This window comes from Alteromonas sp. 38, from assembly GCF_902506055.1.
Lineage (GTDB): Bacteria > Pseudomonadota > Gammaproteobacteria > Enterobacterales > Alteromonadaceae > Alteromonas > Alteromonas lipotrueae.
In genome coordinates this window covers 429,289-449,955 of record NZ_LR733300.1, presented here as the reverse complement: position 1 = coordinate 449,955, position 20,667 = coordinate 429,289, and the positions used below count along the sequence as shown (strand labels likewise).

The 20,667-nt window shown below is 45.1% G+C and carries 15 protein-coding genes; 6 read left to right on the top strand and 9 right to left on the bottom strand.

What is annotated here, in order from left to right:
- Position 1 precedes the first annotated feature (1 nt).
- Both FLAVO9R_RS01865 and parC read right to left on the bottom strand, forming a co-directional pair.
- Positions 2–538, bottom strand: a complete 537-nt coding sequence (locus tag FLAVO9R_RS01865) for a heme NO-binding domain-containing protein (protein ID WP_159528275.1) — start codon at positions 536–538, stop codon at positions 2–4.
- Positions 539–598: 60 nt separating this feature from the next.
- Positions 599–2,905, bottom strand: coding sequence for a DNA topoisomerase IV subunit A (gene parC / locus FLAVO9R_RS01860; protein ID WP_159528273.1), 2,307 nt, complete (start codon positions 2,903–2,905; stop codon positions 599–601).
- A 294-nt stretch (positions 2,906–3,199) separates the two neighbouring features.
- Between parC and FLAVO9R_RS01855 the strand changes: the two genes are divergently transcribed.
- A complete protein-coding gene (locus tag FLAVO9R_RS01855) occupies positions 3,200–6,331 on the top strand; it encodes a hybrid sensor histidine kinase/response regulator (protein ID WP_159528271.1) in 3,132 nt (1,043 codons plus the stop codon).
- A 14-nt stretch (positions 6,332–6,345) separates the two neighbouring features.
- Here the strand turns inward: FLAVO9R_RS01855 and FLAVO9R_RS01850 are convergent, their stop codons facing one another.
- From FLAVO9R_RS01850 to FLAVO9R_RS01840, 3 genes are all read right to left on the bottom strand, one after another.
- Positions 6,346–7,038: a DUF2982 domain-containing protein gene (locus FLAVO9R_RS01850; protein ID WP_159528269.1), complete on the bottom strand. Its 693-nt coding sequence runs from the start codon at positions 7,036–7,038 to the stop codon at positions 6,346–6,348.
- 185 nt (positions 7,039–7,223) lie between these two features.
- Positions 7,224–10,370 carry an efflux RND transporter permease subunit gene (locus tag FLAVO9R_RS01845; protein WP_159528267.1) on the bottom strand — a complete coding sequence of 1,049 codons (3,147 nt, stop codon included), beginning with the start codon at positions 10,368–10,370 and terminating at the stop codon, positions 7,224–7,226.
- Positions 10,367–11,521 carry an efflux RND transporter periplasmic adaptor subunit gene (locus FLAVO9R_RS01840; protein ID WP_159528265.1) on the bottom strand — a complete coding sequence of 385 codons (1,155 nt, stop codon included), beginning with the start codon at positions 11,519–11,521 and terminating at the stop codon, positions 10,367–10,369. The genes FLAVO9R_RS01845 and FLAVO9R_RS01840 overlap by 4 nt, the downstream gene beginning before the upstream one ends.
- Positions 11,522–11,641: 120 nt before the next feature.
- Between FLAVO9R_RS01840 and FLAVO9R_RS01835 the strand changes: the two genes are divergently transcribed.
- The 4 genes from FLAVO9R_RS01835 to FLAVO9R_RS01820 all read left to right on the top strand — a co-directional run bounded on the left by FLAVO9R_RS01835 (position 11,642) and on the right by FLAVO9R_RS01820 (position 15,103).
- Positions 11,642–12,298 carry a TetR/AcrR family transcriptional regulator gene (locus FLAVO9R_RS01835; RefSeq protein WP_159528263.1) on the top strand — a complete coding sequence of 219 codons (657 nt, stop codon included), beginning with the start codon at positions 11,642–11,644 and terminating at the stop codon, positions 12,296–12,298.
- Between the two features lie 85 nt (positions 12,299–12,383).
- A complete protein-coding gene (locus FLAVO9R_RS01830) occupies positions 12,384–13,415 on the top strand; it encodes an aspartate carbamoyltransferase (RefSeq protein WP_013785689.1) in 1,032 nt (343 codons plus the stop codon).
- Entirely contained in the window at positions 13,402–14,685 is a 1,284-nt protein-coding gene (gene hemL / locus FLAVO9R_RS01825) for a glutamate-1-semialdehyde 2,1-aminomutase (RefSeq protein WP_159528261.1), read from the top strand. The genes FLAVO9R_RS01830 and hemL overlap by 14 nt, the downstream gene beginning before the upstream one ends.
- A gap of 91 nt (positions 14,686–14,776) precedes the next feature.
- Complete coding sequence (locus tag FLAVO9R_RS01820) at positions 14,777–15,103, top strand: hypothetical protein (protein ID WP_159528259.1); 327 nt, start codon at positions 14,777–14,779, stop codon at positions 15,101–15,103.
- Between the two features lie 41 nt (positions 15,104–15,144).
- Here FLAVO9R_RS01820 and FLAVO9R_RS01815 read toward each other — a convergent pair whose 3' ends face one another.
- The 4 genes from FLAVO9R_RS01815 to glnK all read right to left on the bottom strand — a co-directional run bounded on the left by FLAVO9R_RS01815 (position 15,145) and on the right by glnK (position 19,606).
- The gene (locus FLAVO9R_RS01815) at positions 15,145–16,074 is read right to left on the bottom strand and encodes a Dyp-type peroxidase (RefSeq protein WP_159528257.1); all 930 of its coding nucleotides are present in this window, start codon (positions 16,072–16,074) and stop codon (positions 15,145–15,147) included.
- 50 nt (positions 16,075–16,124) lie between these two features.
- The gene (gene ggt / locus FLAVO9R_RS01810) at positions 16,125–17,804 is read right to left on the bottom strand and encodes a gamma-glutamyltransferase (protein ID WP_159528255.1); all 1,680 of its coding nucleotides are present in this window, start codon (positions 17,802–17,804) and stop codon (positions 16,125–16,127) included.
- A gap of 183 nt (positions 17,805–17,987) precedes the next feature.
- The gene (locus tag FLAVO9R_RS01805; RefSeq protein WP_013785694.1) at positions 17,988–19,235 is read right to left on the bottom strand and encodes an ammonium transporter; all 1,248 of its coding nucleotides are present in this window, start codon (positions 19,233–19,235) and stop codon (positions 17,988–17,990) included.
- Positions 19,236–19,267: 32 nt separating this feature from the next.
- A complete protein-coding gene (gene glnK, locus FLAVO9R_RS01800) occupies positions 19,268–19,606 on the bottom strand; it encodes a P-II family nitrogen regulator (protein WP_013785695.1) in 339 nt (112 codons plus the stop codon).
- A gap of 224 nt (positions 19,607–19,830) precedes the next feature.
- Between glnK and FLAVO9R_RS01795 the strand changes: the two genes are divergently transcribed.
- The gene (locus tag FLAVO9R_RS01795) at positions 19,831–20,661 is read left to right on the top strand and encodes a hypothetical protein (RefSeq protein ID WP_159528253.1); all 831 of its coding nucleotides are present in this window, start codon (positions 19,831–19,833) and stop codon (positions 20,659–20,661) included.
- Positions 20,662–20,667: the final 6 nt, after the last annotated feature.

Sequence of the window (20,667 nt, the reverse complement as noted above, 5' to 3'; positions counted from 1 at the left end):
GCTACACAACCTGAATACTAAATTCGTAAGTATGAGGGAATGACATTTGATGAGTTTCACGTTCTAGCGTGCAATCGAAGTGCACTGCTGCTGCATCCATCAACCCTTCAGCAAGGGGATACAATTCTCGTTCCGAGAAGTAGCGCAAGCGCATACTACTATCGGTTCTAGATATAACAGTAAACCTAGGCAAATCAGCATCTGGATAGAGCTTGCGCACTTGAACATGAATGTCACCATCAAGGTGCTCTAGCAACTGCAAAATGTCTTTCGTGTCCGCAAGTACATTGCCATGTACTTGCGCCAACTTACCAAAAAGGTAAACCCCAAAATCGTACAGCAGTTCATTAACCGACTTACCGGTTTTCGCGGTAAGGATAGATAAGATTTTCTGCATTTCTTCAAAAGGATAATAGCCGACCGCAGTATAAGCTCCGTCGTTTGTTAACTCGGCTTCGACAATCACTTCGTCGGCAAATTCAGGCGATACTTTCTCTTCTAGCATGTCTATCAGCGAAGTAAATACAATCCCTAACATACGGTCCCCTTATACGATTAATAATAGTGTAGTTCAGTCACACCCAACGACAACCAATGTTTAGGAAATATCATTATCTTGGGTGTCTGAACTAACGTCACTCGAAGCGCTTTGACTTTTTACCACTTCAACACTATCAACCCGCTGTAAACCTCGAGGTAATTTGTTTCCTCTTCGCCCTCGCTCTCCATAATAGTGTTCTAAATCTGAGGCAGACAACGTCATATTACGTTTACCCGCGGTAACTTTTAATGAAGCGCCATCAGGCACTACTGCCAATACGGTCACAAACTCTTCGCGGGATTGCGCTTTGGCACCAGGAATATTAATTAGCTTATTCCCTTTCCCTTTACCGAGGCTTGGCAAGTCTTTAAGCGGGAACAGCAACATACGCCCTTCGTTCGAAATGGTTAAACACCAATCTGACTCAGGGTTAGTGACAGGTTTAGGCTTCATTACCTTGGCGGCTGTTGGCAAAGAAAGATATGCTTTCCCCGCCTTATTTTTGCTCACCATGTCTTTGAATGTACCTACAAAACCGTAGCCTGCATCCGAGCCAACTAAAAATTTAGCCTCGTCTGATGCCATAATAACGTGTTCAAACGACTCACCACCTACCAATGCAAAACGCCCTGTCAGCGGTTCCCCCTGACTCCGCGCCGATGGCAAACCATGAGCATCACAGGAGAAAGTACGTCCCGAGGTATCCATGAACACCGCAGGCTGATTACTTTTTCCTTCTGCACTGGATAGGTAGCCATCGCCCGCTTTGTAACTTAATCCTTCAGCATCAATGTCATGACCTTTAGCGCAACGTGCCCACCCTTTTTCTGATAACACGACGGTGACAGATTCAGCTGGCACGAGTTCTTTTTCTGATAATGCTTTCGCCTCTCCGCGCTCAACAATAGGTGAACGTCTATCATCACCATACTTTTCAGCATCGGCGAGAATTTCTTTCTTGATAAGCGTTTTTAAGCGGCGATCTGAGCCTAGCAAGGTTTGCAATTTATCACGCTCTGCTGCCAGCTCGTCTTGCTCGCCCTTAATTTTCATTTCTTCAAGCTTGGCTAAATGACGAAGCTTTAACTCTAGTATTGCCTCTGCTTGCTTATCGCTAAGCGAGAACCGCGAGATTAATTCTTGCTTGGGTTTTTCATAAGCACGAATAATTTCGATAACTTCATCGATATTCAAAAAGGCAATGAGCAAGCCTTCTAAAATATGTAAACGGGCCAGCACTTTGTCTAATCGGTACTGAAGCCGACGGGTCACTGTCTCTTTTCGGTAAACCAACCATTCAGACAAGATAGTACGAAGATCTTTAACTTTAGGACGACCATCCAAACCAATCATGTTTAGGTTTACGCGATAGTTCTTTTCTAAATCGGTAGTCGCAAACAAATGCTGCATTAACTGGGCAGTATCGATACGGTTTGAACGCGGCGTAATAATTAAGCGGGTAGGGTTTTCGTGGTCTGACTCGTCGCGTAAATCGCTAACCATTGGCAGCTTCTTAGCCTGCATCTGCCCAGCGATTTGTTCTAGAATTTTACCACCTGATGCCTGGTGAGGCAGCGCAGTAACAACAATATCACCATTTTCTTCGTGGAACACCGCACGCATTTTAATAGAGCCGCGGCCGGTTTCGTAAAGTTTACGAATATCAGCTCTAGGCGTAATAACTTCAGCTTCGGTAGGATAATCTGGCCCATTAACGTGCTCTAGCACATCGCTAAGCTCTGCTTTACTGTTGTCGAGCAACATGGCACAGGCATAAGCCAATTCACGCACATTATGTGGAGGAATATCTGTTGCCATACCAACAGCAATACCGGTAACGCCATTAAGCAAGATATGCGGCAAACGAGCGGGTAGCACACAAGGCTCTTCTAATGTGCCATCGAAATTGGGGGTCCAATCGACGGTGCCTTGACCTAACTCATCCAGTAATACTTCTGCAAAACGAGAAAGTTTAGCCTCGGTATATCGCATGGCAGCAAAAGATTTAGGGTCGTCCGGTGCGCCCCAGTTTCCTTGCCCATCGACTAACGGGTAGCGGTAAGAAAAGGGCTGCGCCATCAATACCATGGCTTCATAACACGCGGAATCTCCATGAGGATGAAACTTACCTAATACATCCCCTACCGTTCTAGCCGACTTTTTATACTTAGCATTGGCGCTCAGTCCTAAGTCAGACATCGCGTATATAATGCGTCGTTGTACAGGTTTTAGGCCGTCGGCAATATGAGGTAGGGCTCGGTCCATGATGACGTACATGGAATAGTTTAAGTAAGCGTCTTCGGTAAAGCGCCTTAAAGGCAGTTGTTCTACACCGTCGCGGTTAATAATAATCTCGTCGCTCATGATAATTTTTTCGTTTTGTTATTTTCACAATACAGCGTTAATGCCAAGCATTTAGTTTATTTAAACAGGTAGCAGCGTTAACGAACGGCGTGTTTATGTGGAAGTGTCTAACCACAAAATAGGACTTTTTATTAAGCCTTCAATGTTTCTATTGTGGGGGAAACTAAGGGCTAGTGCAATAATCACTATTAGGTTAACTGACTAGGACGATGGACGTTAATGTTTCAATCTTTTGTACAATTGTCCGTCAGAGTGGTTTAATAACAATAGAAGAAGATTAAGAAGCTATTCAGGATGTATTTGTTTCGAATTTTTACACTGCTGTGCGTACTATTTTGGCTTACCGCCCCTCAATCAAGTCACGCTCAGCACATTGAGCAACTTTTCGATGAAGATGCTTCTTTAGACCTCTCTGATTCCCTGTACTATTTATACGAAACCAATCTGCCACTCACAATAAACGATGTAAGTAGACGTCGCAGCGACTTTCGAATGCATCCCTATAGTAACCCTAACTTTGGTTTTAGAGACAAAGGAATGTGGTTACTAACGTCATTTTCCAACGTGTCAAACCAAGAGAACTGGGTATTTTCCATCAATTTTAGCCAACTCGACAAAGTCGATTTCTATTTGGTTAAAAACGGAGAAGTATTGCAGCAAAGCCATCAGGGTAAATCTCAAAAAGAACAAATTTTTCGTATCCCCACATTACGGGTAAGGCTGGCCAACGCTGAGCGGGTTGATTTATTTATACGTGTTGAAAGCCAATCATCAAGCCTTATCACGCCATTAAGAGTGCAACCAGAGCCTGTTCATAGCAGTTCGTTCCAAATGGACAGCCTGATGTGGGGTTTGTTTTACGGTGGTTTGCTGATACTGGCCGTCTATAACCTTGTGCTGTATTTCGGGGTTCACGAGCGTAGCCTTATTGCCTATGTAGGCTATATATGCGCCGTTATTCTTTGGCAATTTATTTGGGGCGGCCATATTCACTTGCTGTTTTCAGGGGGGATACCCTTTTGGCTTGTTGGTCACACCGAACTGATATTTGTGATCATAGGTATCTCATCCGGTTTGTTTACCGTGAGCTTCCTAGAAACCAAAAAGAACGCCAAGGCTGCACATCCTGTCATTGTGCTGTTATTGGCTGTACAAATGGTTATTGGGGTAGTTTGTTTTCTCGGTTTGCTTCCTTCAATCTGGAAGAACAACTTGGTTTATGGTGTAGGTCTTATCGCAATTTGTAGTTATATATTTGCGGGTATTGAAGCCTTCATTAACCGCTTCCAACCTGCCCGATACTTTATATTTGCATGGGGTATGCTGGCATCAGGTGCCATTATTGGCATGCTAAGTTTAATAGGCGTACTCCCCTCAAACGACTTCACCACTTACTGTTTCCAAGTGGGTGTATTTTTAGAATCTGGGCTCTTTTCATTCGCGCTAATGGAGAAAAGTAGAAGCCAACTTGAGCATGAGGTTGAGCAAGCCACCGACGATTTACGTAATAATATGGAGCTCATTGAAGAGCAAAATGCACGCTTAGATATTGCCCGTAAAGATGCAATTAAAGCCAGTAATGTGAAATCGCAATTTCTTGCTAATATGAGCCATGAAATACGTACGCCACTGAATGGTATTCTTGGGTTTAGCCGAGAACTTACCCACGCTTCTCTGCCATCTGATCAACAAGAACAAGTGCGAATTATTAATACCGCCGCTGACAACTTGCTGACCATAGTGAACGATGTCTTAGACTTCTCCAAAATTGAAGCCGGTAAGCTGCAAATCAACAACCAGCCATTTTCTCCCAATACGTTATTGGAAGAAATGGTGACGATTATGGCGAAGTCCTCCCATTCTAAAAAGTTGGAATTTGTTTTCGATCTAGCGCCCTTGCCAGAAAAGTTAATAGGTGATGTATTCAGAATAAAGCAAATCTTGAATAACTTGCTTAGCAACGCCTTAAAATTCACGCCTTCCGGTACTATTACTCTTGCAGTAAGAGGCCGCCCCCTTTTGCACGGAATTCATGAAATTGAGATCACCGTTGAAGATACGGGTATAGGCATAAACCGACAGGACAGAAAGAAGCTCTTTAATGCGTTTTCTCAGGTAGATGACTCGATAAACCGAAACTATCAAGGCACTGGGTTAGGCTTGGTTATTAGTCGTGAGCTAGTTCGATTAATGCGAGGCGATTTAACCCTTAAAAGTACACCAAGGCAAGGCTCCACTTTTGTGGTTACCCTTAGAACTAACCACCTAAGCCAGAAATATGCATTGAGCACTGATACCGAGTGGCACGGAAAGCATGTGGTTATATTCGACCCCATTCCCGCTACGCGCCGCGCCAGTGCCTCTATGTTGAAGCAACTTGGCGCTAACGTTACCGCTGTCGAGTCCATCGATTATCTTTCTAGGTTGTCACTACAATCATCTTCCACTGATTTCTTTATGGCGACAGTGCCGGTATCGAAAATGGACAAACGGGATGAGTTTTTAAGCCGCTTTGTACAGTTTAATGCCACTAAACGTGTACTTTGGTATTCCGGCCCAGAGCCTTTTACCCAATACCCGAGTTTATCTCAACACTTTCATACTCAAATACGCATGCCGATGACACTAAGTAAACTCGATGGCTTAGTGAACAATAAAAAAGCGATGCCTCGAAATCCACTTCAAGATAAGTTGAACTCCCTTCCACGGGCAAGAATTTTAGCCGTGGATGATATGGATATGAACCTCAAGCTGCTGCATACCTGGCTTGATAACTCCCCCATATCATTAGTGACCACAACAAGTGGAGAAGACGCCTTAAATCAGTGCCAAACCCAAGAGTTCGACTTGATATTAATGGATGTTCAAATGCCTATTATGGATGGTCTTCAGGCGTCGCGAGCGATCAGAAAGACCACGCTGAATATGGGCACACCTATTATTGCGGTAACCGCCCATGCCTTTAAAGAAGAACAAGAGAGGTTATTGGCTTCCGGCATGGACGACTATTTGCCCAAACCCATTGAGATAGGTTCACTGGTAGATCTTATTCGCTCTTGGTGTCATGTCACAGAGCCAGGGCACATTTTATTACCTTCATTAGACTGGCAGCTTGCGTTAAAGCGTGCACACCAAAACCGTGAAGCAGCAAAGGAATTACTTGAAGACTTTATTACCATGGCGCCGGACATGCTGACGAATTTAAAAGCGCTGTGGAATAAAAGAGACTACGCAGAGCTTAAACTCGAAATTCATAAGCTGCATGGGGCATGTTGCTACATAGGAGCCCCGCGACTGCAAAGTTTGGCAGATGAGCTCGAAAGCGCCCTTAAGTTAGGGCAACATTTTCTAGTCGCTGAGAATCTGCCATTATTACTTGATGAAATTGAGCGAGTCTGTTCAGAAGGGCAGACGCGCGCAGGTTAGCCTAACCCAAGTTATTAGGCGTTATTGGTTCTGCGAGCGGCTTGGCATTGAGAAATAAGCGCAGCAAATTCTTCTGGAGTTCTATCTATGTCAGAGGTGGCAATAAACACGTCATAACCTAGGCGCTTGCGAAGCTCTGCCATACGGTTTGCCAACATGGCTTTTACCCCAGTGAGTACCGTGCCATTGTTTAACGTAAAATGATTGTCATCGAACATAGACTCTTCGTAGCAACTTCCCGTTGCACACCCTTCATTGGTGTTATGCAGCAACAAAGGCCGCTGCTCCATAAGCAAATGAGTGGCTAAACGTGGCGATATACTGGTTAGAAACTCGGTATAGTCTTTTAATTTAAAACCCACGGTTTCAAGCCCTACATGCTCTAATCCTTGTCGTACTCTGGGGCAGTCTGCCCGCTGTAAGTTTTCCCAATGTATCCGCCAGCTGCCTAAACGGTGGCGATAGGTAATTACCTCTGTGGTCATTTCTAGGCTGAATTCAGGCTCTCTAATTTTGAAGTAGCCCACCAGCAAGGTAACTAATGCGGCGCTGGTGATAAGAATACCTGCAAGGAAAAGCCAATCAGGGAGCAATACAAACCAAAGCGCAGCAAACACCAACCCTGCGCAACCAATAACAATACTGGTTATACCGTTACTTTTTGACGCGGCTCGAATAAGAATAGGTTCAGGGTTATTGCCAGACATACAGGTACACAACCAACATAATTAAGGCCCACAGCACATAAAGTCGAATACGCTGGCAGACGGCACAGTCTGTTTTCCACCAGCTAAAATGGCGTGTTGGCGCATTTCGTTTGTTCTGACTTTTACGCATAAACAGGCAAACAGATTAATAATAAATACAGTTTACCTGTTTATACCTCGTGTTGTTAGGCCAGATGTCGATAGCGGTAGCGCTGAAATGCTGCCACCAGTGTGGGGGTGAACACTAACGACAATATGACAGAAAAGCCTACGCCACCGGCCAGCACGACAGCAAGAGGCGGCCAAAAGCTCCCTTCACTGAAGAGCAACAACGGGATTAATCCACCAACCGTGGTAAAGGTTGTGGAAAGAATGTGTCGACTACAGCCCATGGTTTCTTGCACGATAGCAGCGATATTCCCGTGTTTAGCCTGCGCGTTTGCATTTATCGCCGCAATAACCACGATGGAGCCATTTATCGCAACCCCGATTAACCCTGCCGATCCTAACAAGGGGTTAAAGCCTATCGGTAAGCCTGACAACCATAAACTAAACATACCGAGCCCTACTGACAGTATCGCTACCAATACAATCACACCAGCCATACGCAAACTGGTAAAGGTTAGAATTAAAGTAGTTAGCATGAGTACAAGGAGCACCGGCGCGTAAGTCCCTAGCTGCCCCATTGCTCGCTGCTGTTCATCTGCGTCACCTGCAATATGAATACGATACCCTTCTGGCAACGCTAAGTTTTCATTTAGCTTCTGCCTTAGCGTATTACTGGCATCAACAGCGGGGACATTCGGCAAAAGGTAAGCCTGAATACGATTGACCCGTTCTCCATCTTGCCGAGTAATGCTGCTGATAGACGGTGCTAGTGTTAACGAAGCCACTGCACCTAACGACGACCAGTTTATAGCGCTATTTACCGAACTGTCCGCAGCCACCGGAATGGGCATGGAATTAATACCCGCCACATCTTGTCGGAAGCTATTTGACAATCTAACCCGCACAGGAATTTCTTCTGTGCTTTCCAAAACCGAACCACCAGCAAGCCCTGAGAAGTTAATTTGCATCTGACTAGCTAAGTCGGAAAGGCTCAGGCCAAGGTAAGATAATGTATCGCTTGAGGCATCAACATTAAGTTCTGGTTCACCCATGGTGATACTGGCTGTTGATTGGGAAATACCAGGGACATCTGACATTAAAAATCGAACTTGCTGACCTAATTCATTCAATATGTCTAAATCGGGCCCAAATATTTCTACTTCTACCGGCGCAGCAATAGGCGGACCTTGTCCAAATGCGCGCACCACAATTTGAACTTCAGGGAAGGTATCATCAAGATGATGTTGCAAACGACTAATTAGTGTGGCCGCCTCTTCTACCGTATTTGTCGTAACTACTGCATTAGAAAAGTTGGGTAAATTATCGCGCGTCATGATTTGGTTGTAATACACTGAAGGGGCAGAACCTCCTACCAACCATGTTACCTGCTTCACCCCTTCGCTTTCGCGAATAACACTGTCGACTTTGTGGGTGTAAGCGAGTGTGTTGCCTATGCTACTGCCCTCTTTTGTCCACATATAAACTTCGAACTGATCTCTATCGGCGCTGGGGAAAAATACGTTAGCCAACGTGCCTGAGAGTACAAAACCAGAGATACAAAACACAAGAACTAGGGGCAAGACTAAAAGGGGCCGAGCAATCCACCCGGCTAAGTGTTCGCGAAACGCTTGGCTTAATTTAGGGGCTTGTAACCCCACTTGCCACCAATGTTTATTCGCCATATTTTCAGCTTGTTCACCTTTAGGGAGAAAGCGAGCGGCCAATGCCGCTATTACTGTCAACGATATGAACAACGAGCCGATCAATGCCATCACCACGCTTATAGCAATAGGCCCAACAAAATCACCAATATTGCCGTTTAGCAGGAAAATAGGCATGAAGCCCAATATGGTGGTAAGTGTAGAGGCCAGCAAAGGCGCAAAAAGGTGAGAAACACTTTTGGCCATCGCGCCAACCCGAGTGGCGGATGGGTCTTGTAAGTTAATCCGAATTTCATCGGTAATAACAATGGCGTTATCGATTAACAGTCCAATAGCGATGATCATGCCGAAGATGGACATTTGGTGAATTTGTTCGTTATAAAAGTTAAGAGAGAACAACGCAAAAGACGCACACAACGGAAGCGCCAACCCCACTATCCACGATGCTTTAAACCCCATGAAGAGCAATATAACTAACATGACTACCGCACAACCCATTAATAGATTGCCCGACAGTTCGGCTAAGCGATTGCTGGTATATTTATTTTGCTCAAAAGCGATATCAGCTGTTACCGTGCCTTTAAATTCCTGATTAAAGCTATCAACGACGCTTAGCGCATCGTGAGTCCATACATCTGCACGTAGCGAGGTTTGCATACGGGCAGCAACGAAGATAACTTCTTCTCCGTCAAGCACACCGATGTCAGAACGTGGCGTCACATACCCACGGGATACCGTCGCAATGTCTTCTACCCGTAAGTAACGACCATCTTGATTCACCAGCGGGATAGCAGAAACCATTGCCACCCCGTCTAACCCTTTCGCCACAGTGAAGCGTAAATTTGTGCTTTCAGTGTCCAGCACTCCCGCAGGAAGTTTAGGATCGGCATGACTAATAATACTGCTTACTTGCCCGAGGTTTAGGCCGGTTGCCGCGAGTTTATCAGGGGAGATACTTACGCTAATTTCTTCTTCGGGTGCGCCATAAATACGCACTAACTCGGTACCATGTACATTACGAAGTCTATCGGTAAGCTCTTCCGCTAACCGACCCGTAAGGGTAAGTGATGTGGTATCAGGGTGAGACGCTTTTAATGCTAATAATAATGTAAATGCAGTGGCCCCTCGCTTTTCATCAAAAATAGGCGAACCCGCGCCTTCTGGGAAACCTACTGATGCTTCGCCTATAGCGTCTCGTATTTCACTGAATAACTGTTCGTTACTGCTGCCATCAATCCAATCCTGCGTTTCAATATTAATGACTGAAATACCAGCTCTTGAGGTAGATTTGACTTCTTTTATTTCAAAGATTTCTCGTAGCTTGTCTTCTAATACATCACTGACTAGGGCTTCCACCCTTTCTGCCGAAGCCCCCGGGTACGACGTAATCACAAGGGCATTTCGGGTATCAATTCTAGGGTCTTCTAAGCGCGGTAAGTTACCTAGCGCAGACATGCCTGCGACAAGTAATATCACTAAGCTTAAAACGAGTAAGTGAGGCCGTCGGTAGAATAAGGTATACCATGGGTATTTTTTATCGGTATCAAATAGCATAGGGTTCATCGCGTTGCTCCATCAGCGCTATTCAAATCACCCTCGCTCAATTTAACCGCTTGCCCTGGCGACAGCTTATGCGTACCACTTAATACTAAGCGGTCGCCTTCACTTAATGCGCCGCGTACAAAGGCACGCTCACCGTCAGTATAAATAACTTCAACGGTTCTGCTTTCAAGGGTAAGCGTCTCTTGTTCTGTCACCACGAATACTCGCCATAGCCCTCGTAAACCATTGCTAAGCGCACTTGCAGGTATCCAACTGCCGTTGCTATCGCCGTGACGCTGCCCCACCAAGGTGGCAAGATCGCCCGGTCTTAAGCCAGCATTACTCGATAAATTAACCAGGATATCAACAGTACGGGTTTGTCTGTTGCGTACAGGGGAAAGCTGGCTCACCGTTGCTTCAATATTTAACGCATCAACATTAAGGGCTACCTCTTCACCTACACGAAATAATGAGACCATATCCGCAGGCACCGCAAAGCGAGCTTGTAAGGGAGCATCGCTGGTAAGACTGAGCAACGCTGCACCTGCCGCAACAACACTACCTTCATCAAAGTAACGCGCACTGATTGTGCCTGAAAAAGGCGCGAGCAATTTTGTCTTAGTTCGTTCTACATCTAGACTTTCAATGCTTGCTTCAATCTCTTTAACCTGTGCACTAGCTGCAGCCGTATTAGCGTTGACTTCATCTAAACGTTGCGACGATTCTAGTTTTTTCTCTACCAGCACAGTCACCCGTTTTTCACTGAGCTCTGCCAACGTTAAATCTGCACGGGTACGTTCTAACGTCGCGTTTAATTCAACAAGGCGGGCAGACAATCTGTCACTGTCTAGCTTGGCGAGTACATCTCCTTTTTGAACTGTATCTCCCTCGTCTGCGAAAATAGCTATGACTTGGCCACTGGTATCAAAAGACACATCAGCCGCTTTGGGAGATTCGATCAATCCATAAATTTTTACCGGCATTTCAAAGCCGCTTTGTAGCGTGACTCGCGTAGTTGAAACCGCAGTTGGTGGATGCTCGGCAAATTTTTGTGTCGCGCCATTAAGCCCGGCAGCAAACAGCAGAAGCGTTAATCCAACAACGAAGATAGCGATAGCAGCATACAATGCTGCCGATGCCCCTTTTCCTTGTTCAGTAGACTCGGTTGTCATTTCAATTTCCTTGCTTCTGCAGGCTCATACGCCTAGACATATTTGGTATACTAATTTTACTATGCTAGATTATAAATACTAGACCGTCTAGTTTGATATTAAATTTTAAGTGAGATTCCATTGCCTGAACAAAAAAACAAACGACAAGGCCGCCCCAAAAGCGAAGAAAAACATAATCTTATTCTTCATTCTGCGTCGTGTTTATTTATCGATAATGGTTTCGCCAATACCTCAATGGATAATATTGCTAAAGCATCGGGGGTATCAAAACAAACGGTTTACTCTCATTTCGACAATAAAGATGCCTTGTTTAAGGCCGCTATTACGAAGAAATGCCAATCTTATCAACTAGACACCAACCAATTGATGCAAGGCACTAGTGCTAACCTTCCGCTAAACCATTATTTAAAGCAGGTAGGTACGCAGTTCATCAGGTTAATACAAGATCCTGAGGCGGTTGCTGTTTTCAGGTTGGTCATTGGCGAAGCACAAAGCACCCCTCATGTGGCAAAACTATTTTATGATGCTGGACCTGGAGCATCGATAGAAGCCTTCTCTGAGGTGTTTTTCTTTTATGGCAAAGGTGCGCTAACGAAAGCTAACAGTGTGCAGTTGGCCATAGACTTTTGCTCGTTGTTACAAAGTGACTTTCACAACAAATTGCTGTGCGGTGTTCAAGAGGCAATGCTTGATAAAGCAATTAGCGCTCACGTAGAAATTGCTGTCGAGAAAACCTTACTGCTATTTAACACTTATTGTACAAATAAAGACGAATAACTCACCATCGCGACGGCGACGAAGGATTACTTATTTCCTCGTTTGTTATACACTACAGCCGTTTTCGTTGATGATTGAGTGATACATGTCTGACTTTACCGGTAACCACATTCTTTCGGTTAATCAATTCGATCGCGAGGCTATTGAGAAGGTATTCTCAGTTGCAGATTCTATGCAGCCTTATGCGAAACGCCAAAAGCGCACTACTGTGCTTGAAGGCGCCATCCTTGGTAATTTATTTTTCGAACCTAGCACCCGGACTCGCGTCAGTTTCGGCACCGCGTTTAACCTTTTAGGTGGTGAAGTGCGTGAAACCACCGGCATGGCCAGTTCAGCCTTAGCGAAAGGCGAATCACTTTATGATACCGCCCGTGTACTTAGCGGTTACTCAGATATTATTGCCATGCGTCACCCTGCTGCGGGATCGGTAGCCGAGTTTGCAGAAGGCAGTCGTGTTCCAGTGATTAACGGTGGTGACGGTGCTAATGAACACCCCACTCAAGCCTTACTCGATTTATTTACCATTAAACGTGAATTGGAATACCATGGCCATGGTATTGATGGTTTGCATATCGCAATGATTGGCGACCTTCGTTACGGTAGAACCGTACACTCGTTGTCTCGCCTTTTATGCTTATTCAAAAATGTGCGCTTCACGCTAATATCGCCTAAAGAGTTAGCCATGCCACAACCGATTATCGATGCCATTGAAAACGCGGGGCATCAGCTCAACATTACTGAAACATTTGAAGGCAGTTTAGATGCCGACATTTGTTATCAAACCCGTATTCAGGAAGAGCGTTTTCCTTCTCAAGAAGAAGCCAATAAATACCGTGGGAAGTTCCGTTTAAACCACTCTATTTATACTCGCCATTTTCAGTCCAAAACTGTCATTATGCATCCACTTCCTCGAGATTCTCGTATAGAGGCTAACGAGCTAGATAACGACCTAAATTTAAATCCAAACCTTGCCATATTCAGACAAACCGACAACGGCGTTCTCGTACGCATGGCGTTATTTGCGCTTACGTTAGGCGTTGAAGAGTTATTGACTAAATATGAACGTGAAGTGGTATGGTTCAGCAACAAGAGCAATGAATTACATGCAAAAATCTGAAGTCCTTTTTACCCGCGCCCAAAAAACCATTCCTGGCGGTGTTAATTCACCCGTTCGCGCTTTTAAAGCCGTTGGCGGAACACCTCGTTTTATTACCAAAGCTGATGGCCCTTACATGTGGGACGCCGATGGTAAACAGTATATCGATTACGTGCAATCGTGGGGCCCCATGGTATTGGGTCATAATAATCCACAAATTCGTCAAGCAGTCATCGATGCCTCTGAATTCGGTCTTTCATTCGGTGCACCTACCGAAGCTGAAATCATTATGGCTGAAACGGTAAGTAAATTGGTGCCGTCAATGGAAATGGTACGCATGGTAAATTCAGGCACTGAAGCCACCATGTCCGCTATTCGTTTATCTCGCGGCTACACGGGTCGCAATAAAATCGTTAAATTTGAAGGCTGTTACCACGGACACGCCGACTCGTTGCTAGTAAAAGCGGGGTCAGGGGCATTGACCATGGGCGTGCCGAGCTCTCCAGGGGTACCCGCTAACGTGGCTGAGCACACGCTTACCGTCGAATATAACAATATCGATAGTGTAAAAGAGGTGTTTAACGCTCACGGAAACGACATTGCCTGTATAATTGTTGAGCCAGTTGCTGGCAATATGAACTGCATTCCCCCTGTCGAGGGCTTTTTAGAAGGTCTTCGCGATGTGTGTGATGAATACGGAAGCCTTCTGATTTTTGACGAAGTGATGACAGGTTTTCGGGTATCGCGGGGCGGCGCTCAAGAGCGTTATGGCATAAAACCAGACCTAACTTGCTTAGGAAAGGTGATTGGCGGCGGAATGCCAGTAGGCTGTTTTGGTGGTAGAAGAGATATCCTAACCCATATTGCTCCTACAGGTCCCGTTTACCAAGCCGGTACGCTTTCTGGTAACCCAGTGGCGATGGCAGCAGGTTTAGCGGCCATGCAGCAGATTCAAGAAGAAGGCCTTTACGAAGGCATCTTTGAAAATACTCAAGCACTTGCTGATGGTATGCAAGCACTTGCCAATAAGCATGGTATTAAACTAAGTACTAATGTTGCCGGTAGTATGTTTGGAATATTCTTTACAGACATTGAGCGCGTGACTAATTATCAGCAGGCTATTAACTGCAATACAGAGCAGTTTAATAAGTTTTATCACGGCATGCTGGAGCAAGGTGTTTACCTGGCACCGGCCTCATACGAAGCTGGATTTGTATCGAAAGCGCATGATAAAGACATCATTGCTAAAACATTAGAAGCGGCTGACAAGGTGTTTGCAACGCTCAAATAACATCAATGTATAGGTAATTTTGTCGACAACGGATTGGTTACTACTAAGTGTTTAGTTTTTTGCCTACCGTGTTGTCGTTACCGCTGTGCTGGTGAGGTGTCGTCAGCACAGACTTGCCTATCGGCAACGACTTAACGCCAAGTCAAAATCTTACCCCTCTGACGACCCGCACAATCAACACATTGATAATGAAGCGTTAAGTTATCTCAAGCCGTTCAAAAGTTCGTCCGCCAACAGTTTATTGACCATATTACTAAAACCGGTTCAGGCCACATTGAGCTTGGTTATGCCATGGTGGTGGTATTTGATCACCCTGATGTTAACCTCACAAGATAAAGCGATTGACGTTGGGATGGCGTTACGCGAAGCATCACATCGATGGGTGTCTTATATATCAAAACATGCTGCTGCCAGATGACTGGGATGGCGCCTTAACTATTCAGTATAGCCTCACCGACGTTATTCAGATTCTATCTTTTTCGCCTGCTCGCGAATAAAAGTAACGGATGGCGCAAAAAAGGCAGCGCCAGTTTCCGCGTTGGTGAAATCTAACCAGCGGTCATAATCTCCATCACCATTGCCGTATATTTGACTATGTAGCATGGCTTTAAAGGGCCTAGCACTGGCCGAGCAACTCACGAACAGTAAACCTTGCGACACCATATCGCCATACGGCATACCTTGTTTAATCAGCCCTGCTTTACCACTTTCAGTGGTAATTATGTTGGCGCGAACACTATGAGAAGATTCAGATTGTTCTGCACTCACTAAGTTATGCTGCTGAGTGGTTCCCATCACTTGTTCTTGCTGCCGTGATGAGAGGCTGTGCCAACGGCGCAAGTCATGTTTGTAGCGCTGTACGTGTAGATAACTTCCACCGATAAAATCAGGATCGTTTTCATTTATGATGGCAACCTCTCTGCGTTTCATTCCACGAGGGTTGTCTGCTGCATACAAGTACCCGGTAAGATCGCGACCATCAAGGTAACGAAAACCACGAATTTGTTCTACCATTTCTACGTGTAATCGAAGTAAATCCATGACCTCAATGCCAATAGCATGGCAAATATCTAAACGGTCAGCCCTAATTTGAATAAACAAATCACAGGGCATTGTAGGCGCACTTCTATCTTCACATTGCATATCAGGGAAAGGCATCAGTTCTACTGGAATTAAGCCTGGGTACACTTCAGTCCAATAGCCAGTTCCAATAGCCACAACACCGGTCACCATAGCTTCGTAATGCTCAGACTCAAAGTGTTCGAATATATCTAACACGCGGGCAAGCTTCGCCCTTACCGCCTCACTATCGTCATCAATAACGTTAAGCAGTAAATATTGCGCATGTAAATTAGGTTCTGCGCAAATCCCTTTTTGTGGTTGTGTCATGGGCACTCTTATTGTTATTTAACCATGGCGAACAATGATACGAGTGTGTATTAATAACCCGCAGCTTGTCCATCTTTTCGGCTTTCAGAAGCCCCAAAGTAAACGTTGCGCTTATCATCCCACATAATTGCCTGATAGCCCCCAAAAGCACCAACAACGCGACGCAATGTGTGACCTCGCTCCATTAACTCTCGCTGTACTGTCTCATCAAATCCTGATTCAAGACTGATATAACCGCCATCAAGCATTAACTTGCCTGTTGGCGAACTAGAGCCGCTGTGCAAAATACGCGGAGCATCACCCGCTTCTTGCAAATTCATACCAAAATCGAGCATGTTCACAATAATTTGCGCATGCATTTGAGGTTGAGTACCTCCGCCCATTACACCAAAGCTTAAAAACGGCGCACCATTACGAGTAACAAATGCAGGGATAATGGTGTGAAATGGGCGTTTTTCAGGCTTAAGCTCGTTGAAATGACCTTCTTCTAAGGTAAACATCTCCCCGCGATTTTGCAGCACAAAACCAAGCCCTGGGGGTGTCATCCCTGATCCCATACCGCGATAGTTACTTTGAATTAGCGATACCATGTTACCGTCTTTATCGGCCACCGTTAAATAAACTGTATCACCATCGTAAATACCTGCGTCTACACGTTCTGCGGCTTTATCGCCGTTAATAAGCTGCTGACGTTCAGTGGCGTAATCTTTGGAAATTAACCACTCAACTGGAATGTCGTTAAATGCGGGATCAGCATAAAACTTTGCGCGATCTTCAAATGCTAACTTTTTCGCTTCCACAAAGGTATGAATATACTCGGCAGAATTAAAGCCCATGCCTTCGATGTCATAGCGCTCTAATATATTGAGTATTTGTAATGCCGCAATACCCTGCCCATTAGGGGGAAGCTCCCATACATCGTAGCCGCGATAATTTGCTGATACCGGCTCTACCCATTCTGACGTATGCGACGCTAAATCAGCATAAGAAAGGTATCCACCTTGCGATTTCATATAGGCGTCAATATTTTGCGCAATGTCACCCTTATAAAAAGCATCTCGCCCGCCGGTTGCCATTTTTTCGTAGGTTACCGCGAGGCCAGGATTCTTAAAAACATCCCCTTTTTTGGGGACTTTCCCATTAATAAGAAACGTTTCTGCAAACCCATCGTAATGACCTATTCTTTCGTTGTTCATTGCTAAGTAATAAGCAACCAATTCAGAAACAGGAAAACCATTTTTAGCATATTCAATGGCCGGCGTGAGCAAAGCCGTCATAGGTAACTTGCCAAACTTTTCATGTAGCATAAACCAGCCATCTACTGCCCCAGGCACAGACACTGGCAGTGGGCCAAATTTAGGTATTTGCGCTAAACCTCTATCGTTAAACACTTGTTTGGTCAGCAGCTTTGGAGAGCGGCCCGATGCATTTAACCCAACTAGCTTGTTTTCCTTTGCATCCCACACCATTGCGAATAGATCGCCACCTACCCCCGCTCCTGTGGGCTCAACAAGCCCCAGCATAGCGTTAGCAGCAATGGCGGCATCTACGGCACTTCCACCGCGTTTAAGAATATCAAGAGCCACTTGGGTAGCAAGAGGCTGGCTTGTCGCAGCCATACCATGTTGAGCAATAACTTCTGAACGACTCGCAAACGGCGCGCCGGTAACCCTATCGTACCCATAAGCCATTTGACTGACACACAGTAGTAACAAACATCGCAACAGCATGATTTACTTTCCTAATAAGAGAACAAACCTAATGTAGCATTATTGCTAACTAAGTAAATTATCAATAGTTTAGCGTTATTTTTAACTTTATGAAAAACGAAAAAAGCCCCGCAGATGCGGGGCTTAAGATTGGTGATACAGGCATTATCGTTATTATAAGTAATTTTGCCTGTTCAGACTTCCTTACGTACGGCCGTTGGTGAAGTCAGGATAAGCTTCCAGACCACATTCACTCATATCAACACCGTCGAATTCTTCTTCTTCAGTTACACGAACACCAATAACGGCTTTAATCGCTAACCAAACAACTAGGCTTACTACAAACACCCAAACAAAGATGGTAGCAGCACCAATTAACTGACCCACAATGCTTGAACCGTCGTTAGTGAATGGAACAAGGATAAGACCAAGTAAACCAACCACACCGTGAACAGAGATCGCACCTACTGGATCATCAATTTTAAGTTTATCTAACGCTACAATGCTTAGTACTACTAAGATACCACCAAGGCCACCGAATAAGGTTGCTTGAAGCGGAGTAGGCGTTGAAGGCTCAGCGGTAATTGCTACCAAACCAGCTAGTGCACCGTTAAGGGCCATAGTTAGGTCAGCTTTGCCGAACATAATGCGTGCTAAGATAAGCGCTGCAATACAACCACCAGCTGCTGCGGCGTTAGTATTCATAAATACAATCGCAACCGCGTTTGCACTTTCAACTGTAGCAGTAGCAAGTACTGAACCACCGTTAAAGCCAAACCACCCCATCCATAAAATGAATGTACCTAGCGTAGCAAGTGGAAGGTTAGCACCTGGAATAGCGTTAACTTTACCATCAGCAGTATATTTGCCTTTACGAGCACCGAGTACCAGGACACCAGCTAGCGCTGCAGCAGCACCTGCCATATGAACAATACCAGAACCTGCAAAGTCAGAGAAACCAAGGTCACCAAGGGTGTACATGCCAAATACAGCTTCACCGCCCCACGTCCAAGCACCTTCCATCGGATAGATGAAACCAGTCATTACAACAGCGAATGCTAAGAAAGCCCAAAGCTTCATACGCTCAGCCACTGCACCCGAAACAATAGACATTGCCGTTGCAACGAATACTACTTGGAAAAAGAAGTCAGCAGAAGGTGCATACGTTGCTGCATCTTCAGCAACACCTGTTGCGCCGTCACCCATAATTCCACCTAGGAACGGGCTCCACTCGCCGCCGCCATACATGATGCCGTAGCCGCAAATCATATACATGGTGCTAGCAATGGCAAATAACGCGATATTTTTAGTTAGAATTTCTGTCGTGTTTTTAGCGCGTACTAAACCAGCTTCTAGCATGGCGAAACCTGCCGCCATCCACATAACTAGTGCACCGCAGATTAAGAAGTAAAAGGTATCAAGTGCATACCCGAGTTCAAATGTAATTTCCATTATGCTTTTCTCCGCAAATTAATCGTTTTGGCTTACAACGCGTCTGTGTCTGACTCGCCAGTTCGAATACGTACGGCTTGTTCAAGGTCGTAAACAAATACCTTACCGTCACCAATCTTGCCCGTCTTGGCTGCGCCAACGATGGCTTCTACCAAGCGATCTACCTGATCGTCCTGAACTGCAATTTCCAGTTTGACTTTAGGTAAGAAATCCACTTGATATTCCGCTCCGCGGTAAAGTTCAGTGTGTCCTTTTTGACGTCCGAAACCTTTCACTTCGGTAACGGTTAGACCGTCAATTCCGATTTCTGAAATGGCTTCACGAACATCATCTAGCTTGAACGGCTTGATGATAGCTGTGACTAGTTTCATGAGTTGCTCCAGTTTTTTAATGGTTGTTTTGCACATTTCGTGTCTTGTACAGGGAAGTAAACCAAGAGATGTGCCACAAATATTTAGCAAACAAAAACAATAAGTTAACTAAAATGATGTGCATTTTATTTACATTTAACGCACAATATTGGTGCATTGCGCCATCAATGCCCATTTTTGGAGCGTGGTGAGGTAAAATAACTGAAATTAGCGATGAAATTAGGATGGAACTAATTAGTCACGAAGCAGGTCAGTTAATAGGTATGACAAATATCACCCCTTCCATAGAGCTCAACTATGCGCCTGAACGTGCGCAGTTTTTTCGTGCAAGCAATAAGAGAAAACTCGCAAAAGGCTTACTTATCTCAACCCTTTTACACCTGATTGGGTTAGCAATAGTCATTTTCTCCACAACATTTGAAAGCGGCGTAACACCTGTACAAAAACCTGCTCCCATTAGTGCAACCTTGTATTTCCCGCCCGTTAGCGTAAAGCAGCCTGTTATCAGCCCAGCTGACCAGGTAGAAGCTGAGCCGAAGGTAGACGTTACTCCCCCCCCTGAAAATGACGCTTCTGCAAAAGACACTTCCAGAATAGACAAGCCGATTGCAACCCCACGCACATCGAGTCCTTCAGTGGAGGAAAATCCAGTACAAGAAACTCAATTACCAGAAAAGATGACTATTGATAGCAATGCGACCAACAATGATGCCGCAGTTAGGAACCAAAAAGCTGGTAGCTTAAATTTATCTCCTCGGGCAGGTGCCGCCCAATTTTTCAATCAACGAGAGCAGGAAGTGGTAGCTGAAGAAGGTTTGCGAGCTGCCAAAGCCCATAGACAAAAAATACAAAGCCCTGACCTTGTTGATACCAGAAAAGGCGAAGAGGATAAAAGCTTTGATGCAAGACCAGTGAAAAAAGTAAACTGCTCTGGTACAACAAATAAAACCCTTACTATTTTAAGTGGTATTACGGGCGGTACGCTTGAGTGCAGCAAGGGCAGCGATTATGAGCGTTTCATCGATGAACGCGTCGCTAAAAAGCCATCGAAATAACGAATC

Bases quoted from the DNA above. Each gene is read 5' to 3' on its own strand.
- FLAVO9R_RS01865 (WP_159528275.1), bottom strand. From the start codon at position 538: ATGTTAGGGATTGTATTTACTTCGCTGATAGACATGCTAGAAGAGAAA.
- parC (WP_159528273.1), bottom strand. From the start codon at position 2,905: ATGAGCGACGAGATTATTATTAACCGCGACGGTGTAGAACAACTGCCT.
- FLAVO9R_RS01855 (WP_159528271.1), top strand. From the start codon at position 3,200: ATGTATTTGTTTCGAATTTTTACACTGCTGTGCGTACTATTTTGGCTT.
- FLAVO9R_RS01850 (WP_159528269.1), bottom strand. From the start codon at position 7,038: ATGTCTGGCAATAACCCTGAACCTATTCTTATTCGAGCCGCGTCAAAA.
- FLAVO9R_RS01845 (WP_159528267.1), bottom strand. From the start codon at position 10,370: ATGAACCCTATGCTATTTGATACCGATAAAAAATACCCATGGTATACC.
- FLAVO9R_RS01840 (WP_159528265.1), bottom strand. From the start codon at position 11,521: ATGACAACCGAGTCTACTGAACAAGGAAAAGGGGCATCGGCAGCATTG.
- FLAVO9R_RS01830 (WP_013785689.1), top strand. From the start codon at position 12,384: ATGTCTGACTTTACCGGTAACCACATTCTTTCGGTTAATCAATTCGAT.
- hemL (WP_159528261.1), top strand. From the start codon at position 13,402: ATGCAAAAATCTGAAGTCCTTTTTACCCGCGCCCAAAAAACCATTCCT.
- FLAVO9R_RS01815 (WP_159528257.1), bottom strand. From the start codon at position 16,074: ATGACACAACCACAAAAAGGGATTTGCGCAGAACCTAATTTACATGCG.
- ggt (WP_159528255.1), bottom strand. From the start codon at position 17,804: ATGCTGTTGCGATGTTTGTTACTACTGTGTGTCAGTCAAATGGCTTAT.
- FLAVO9R_RS01805 (WP_013785694.1), bottom strand. From the start codon at position 19,235: ATGGAAATTACATTTGAACTCGGGTATGCACTTGATACCTTTTACTTC.
- glnK (WP_013785695.1), bottom strand. From the start codon at position 19,606: ATGAAACTAGTCACAGCTATCATCAAGCCGTTCAAGCTAGATGATGTT.
- FLAVO9R_RS01795 (WP_159528253.1), top strand. From the start codon at position 19,831: ATGGAACTAATTAGTCACGAAGCAGGTCAGTTAATAGGTATGACAAAT.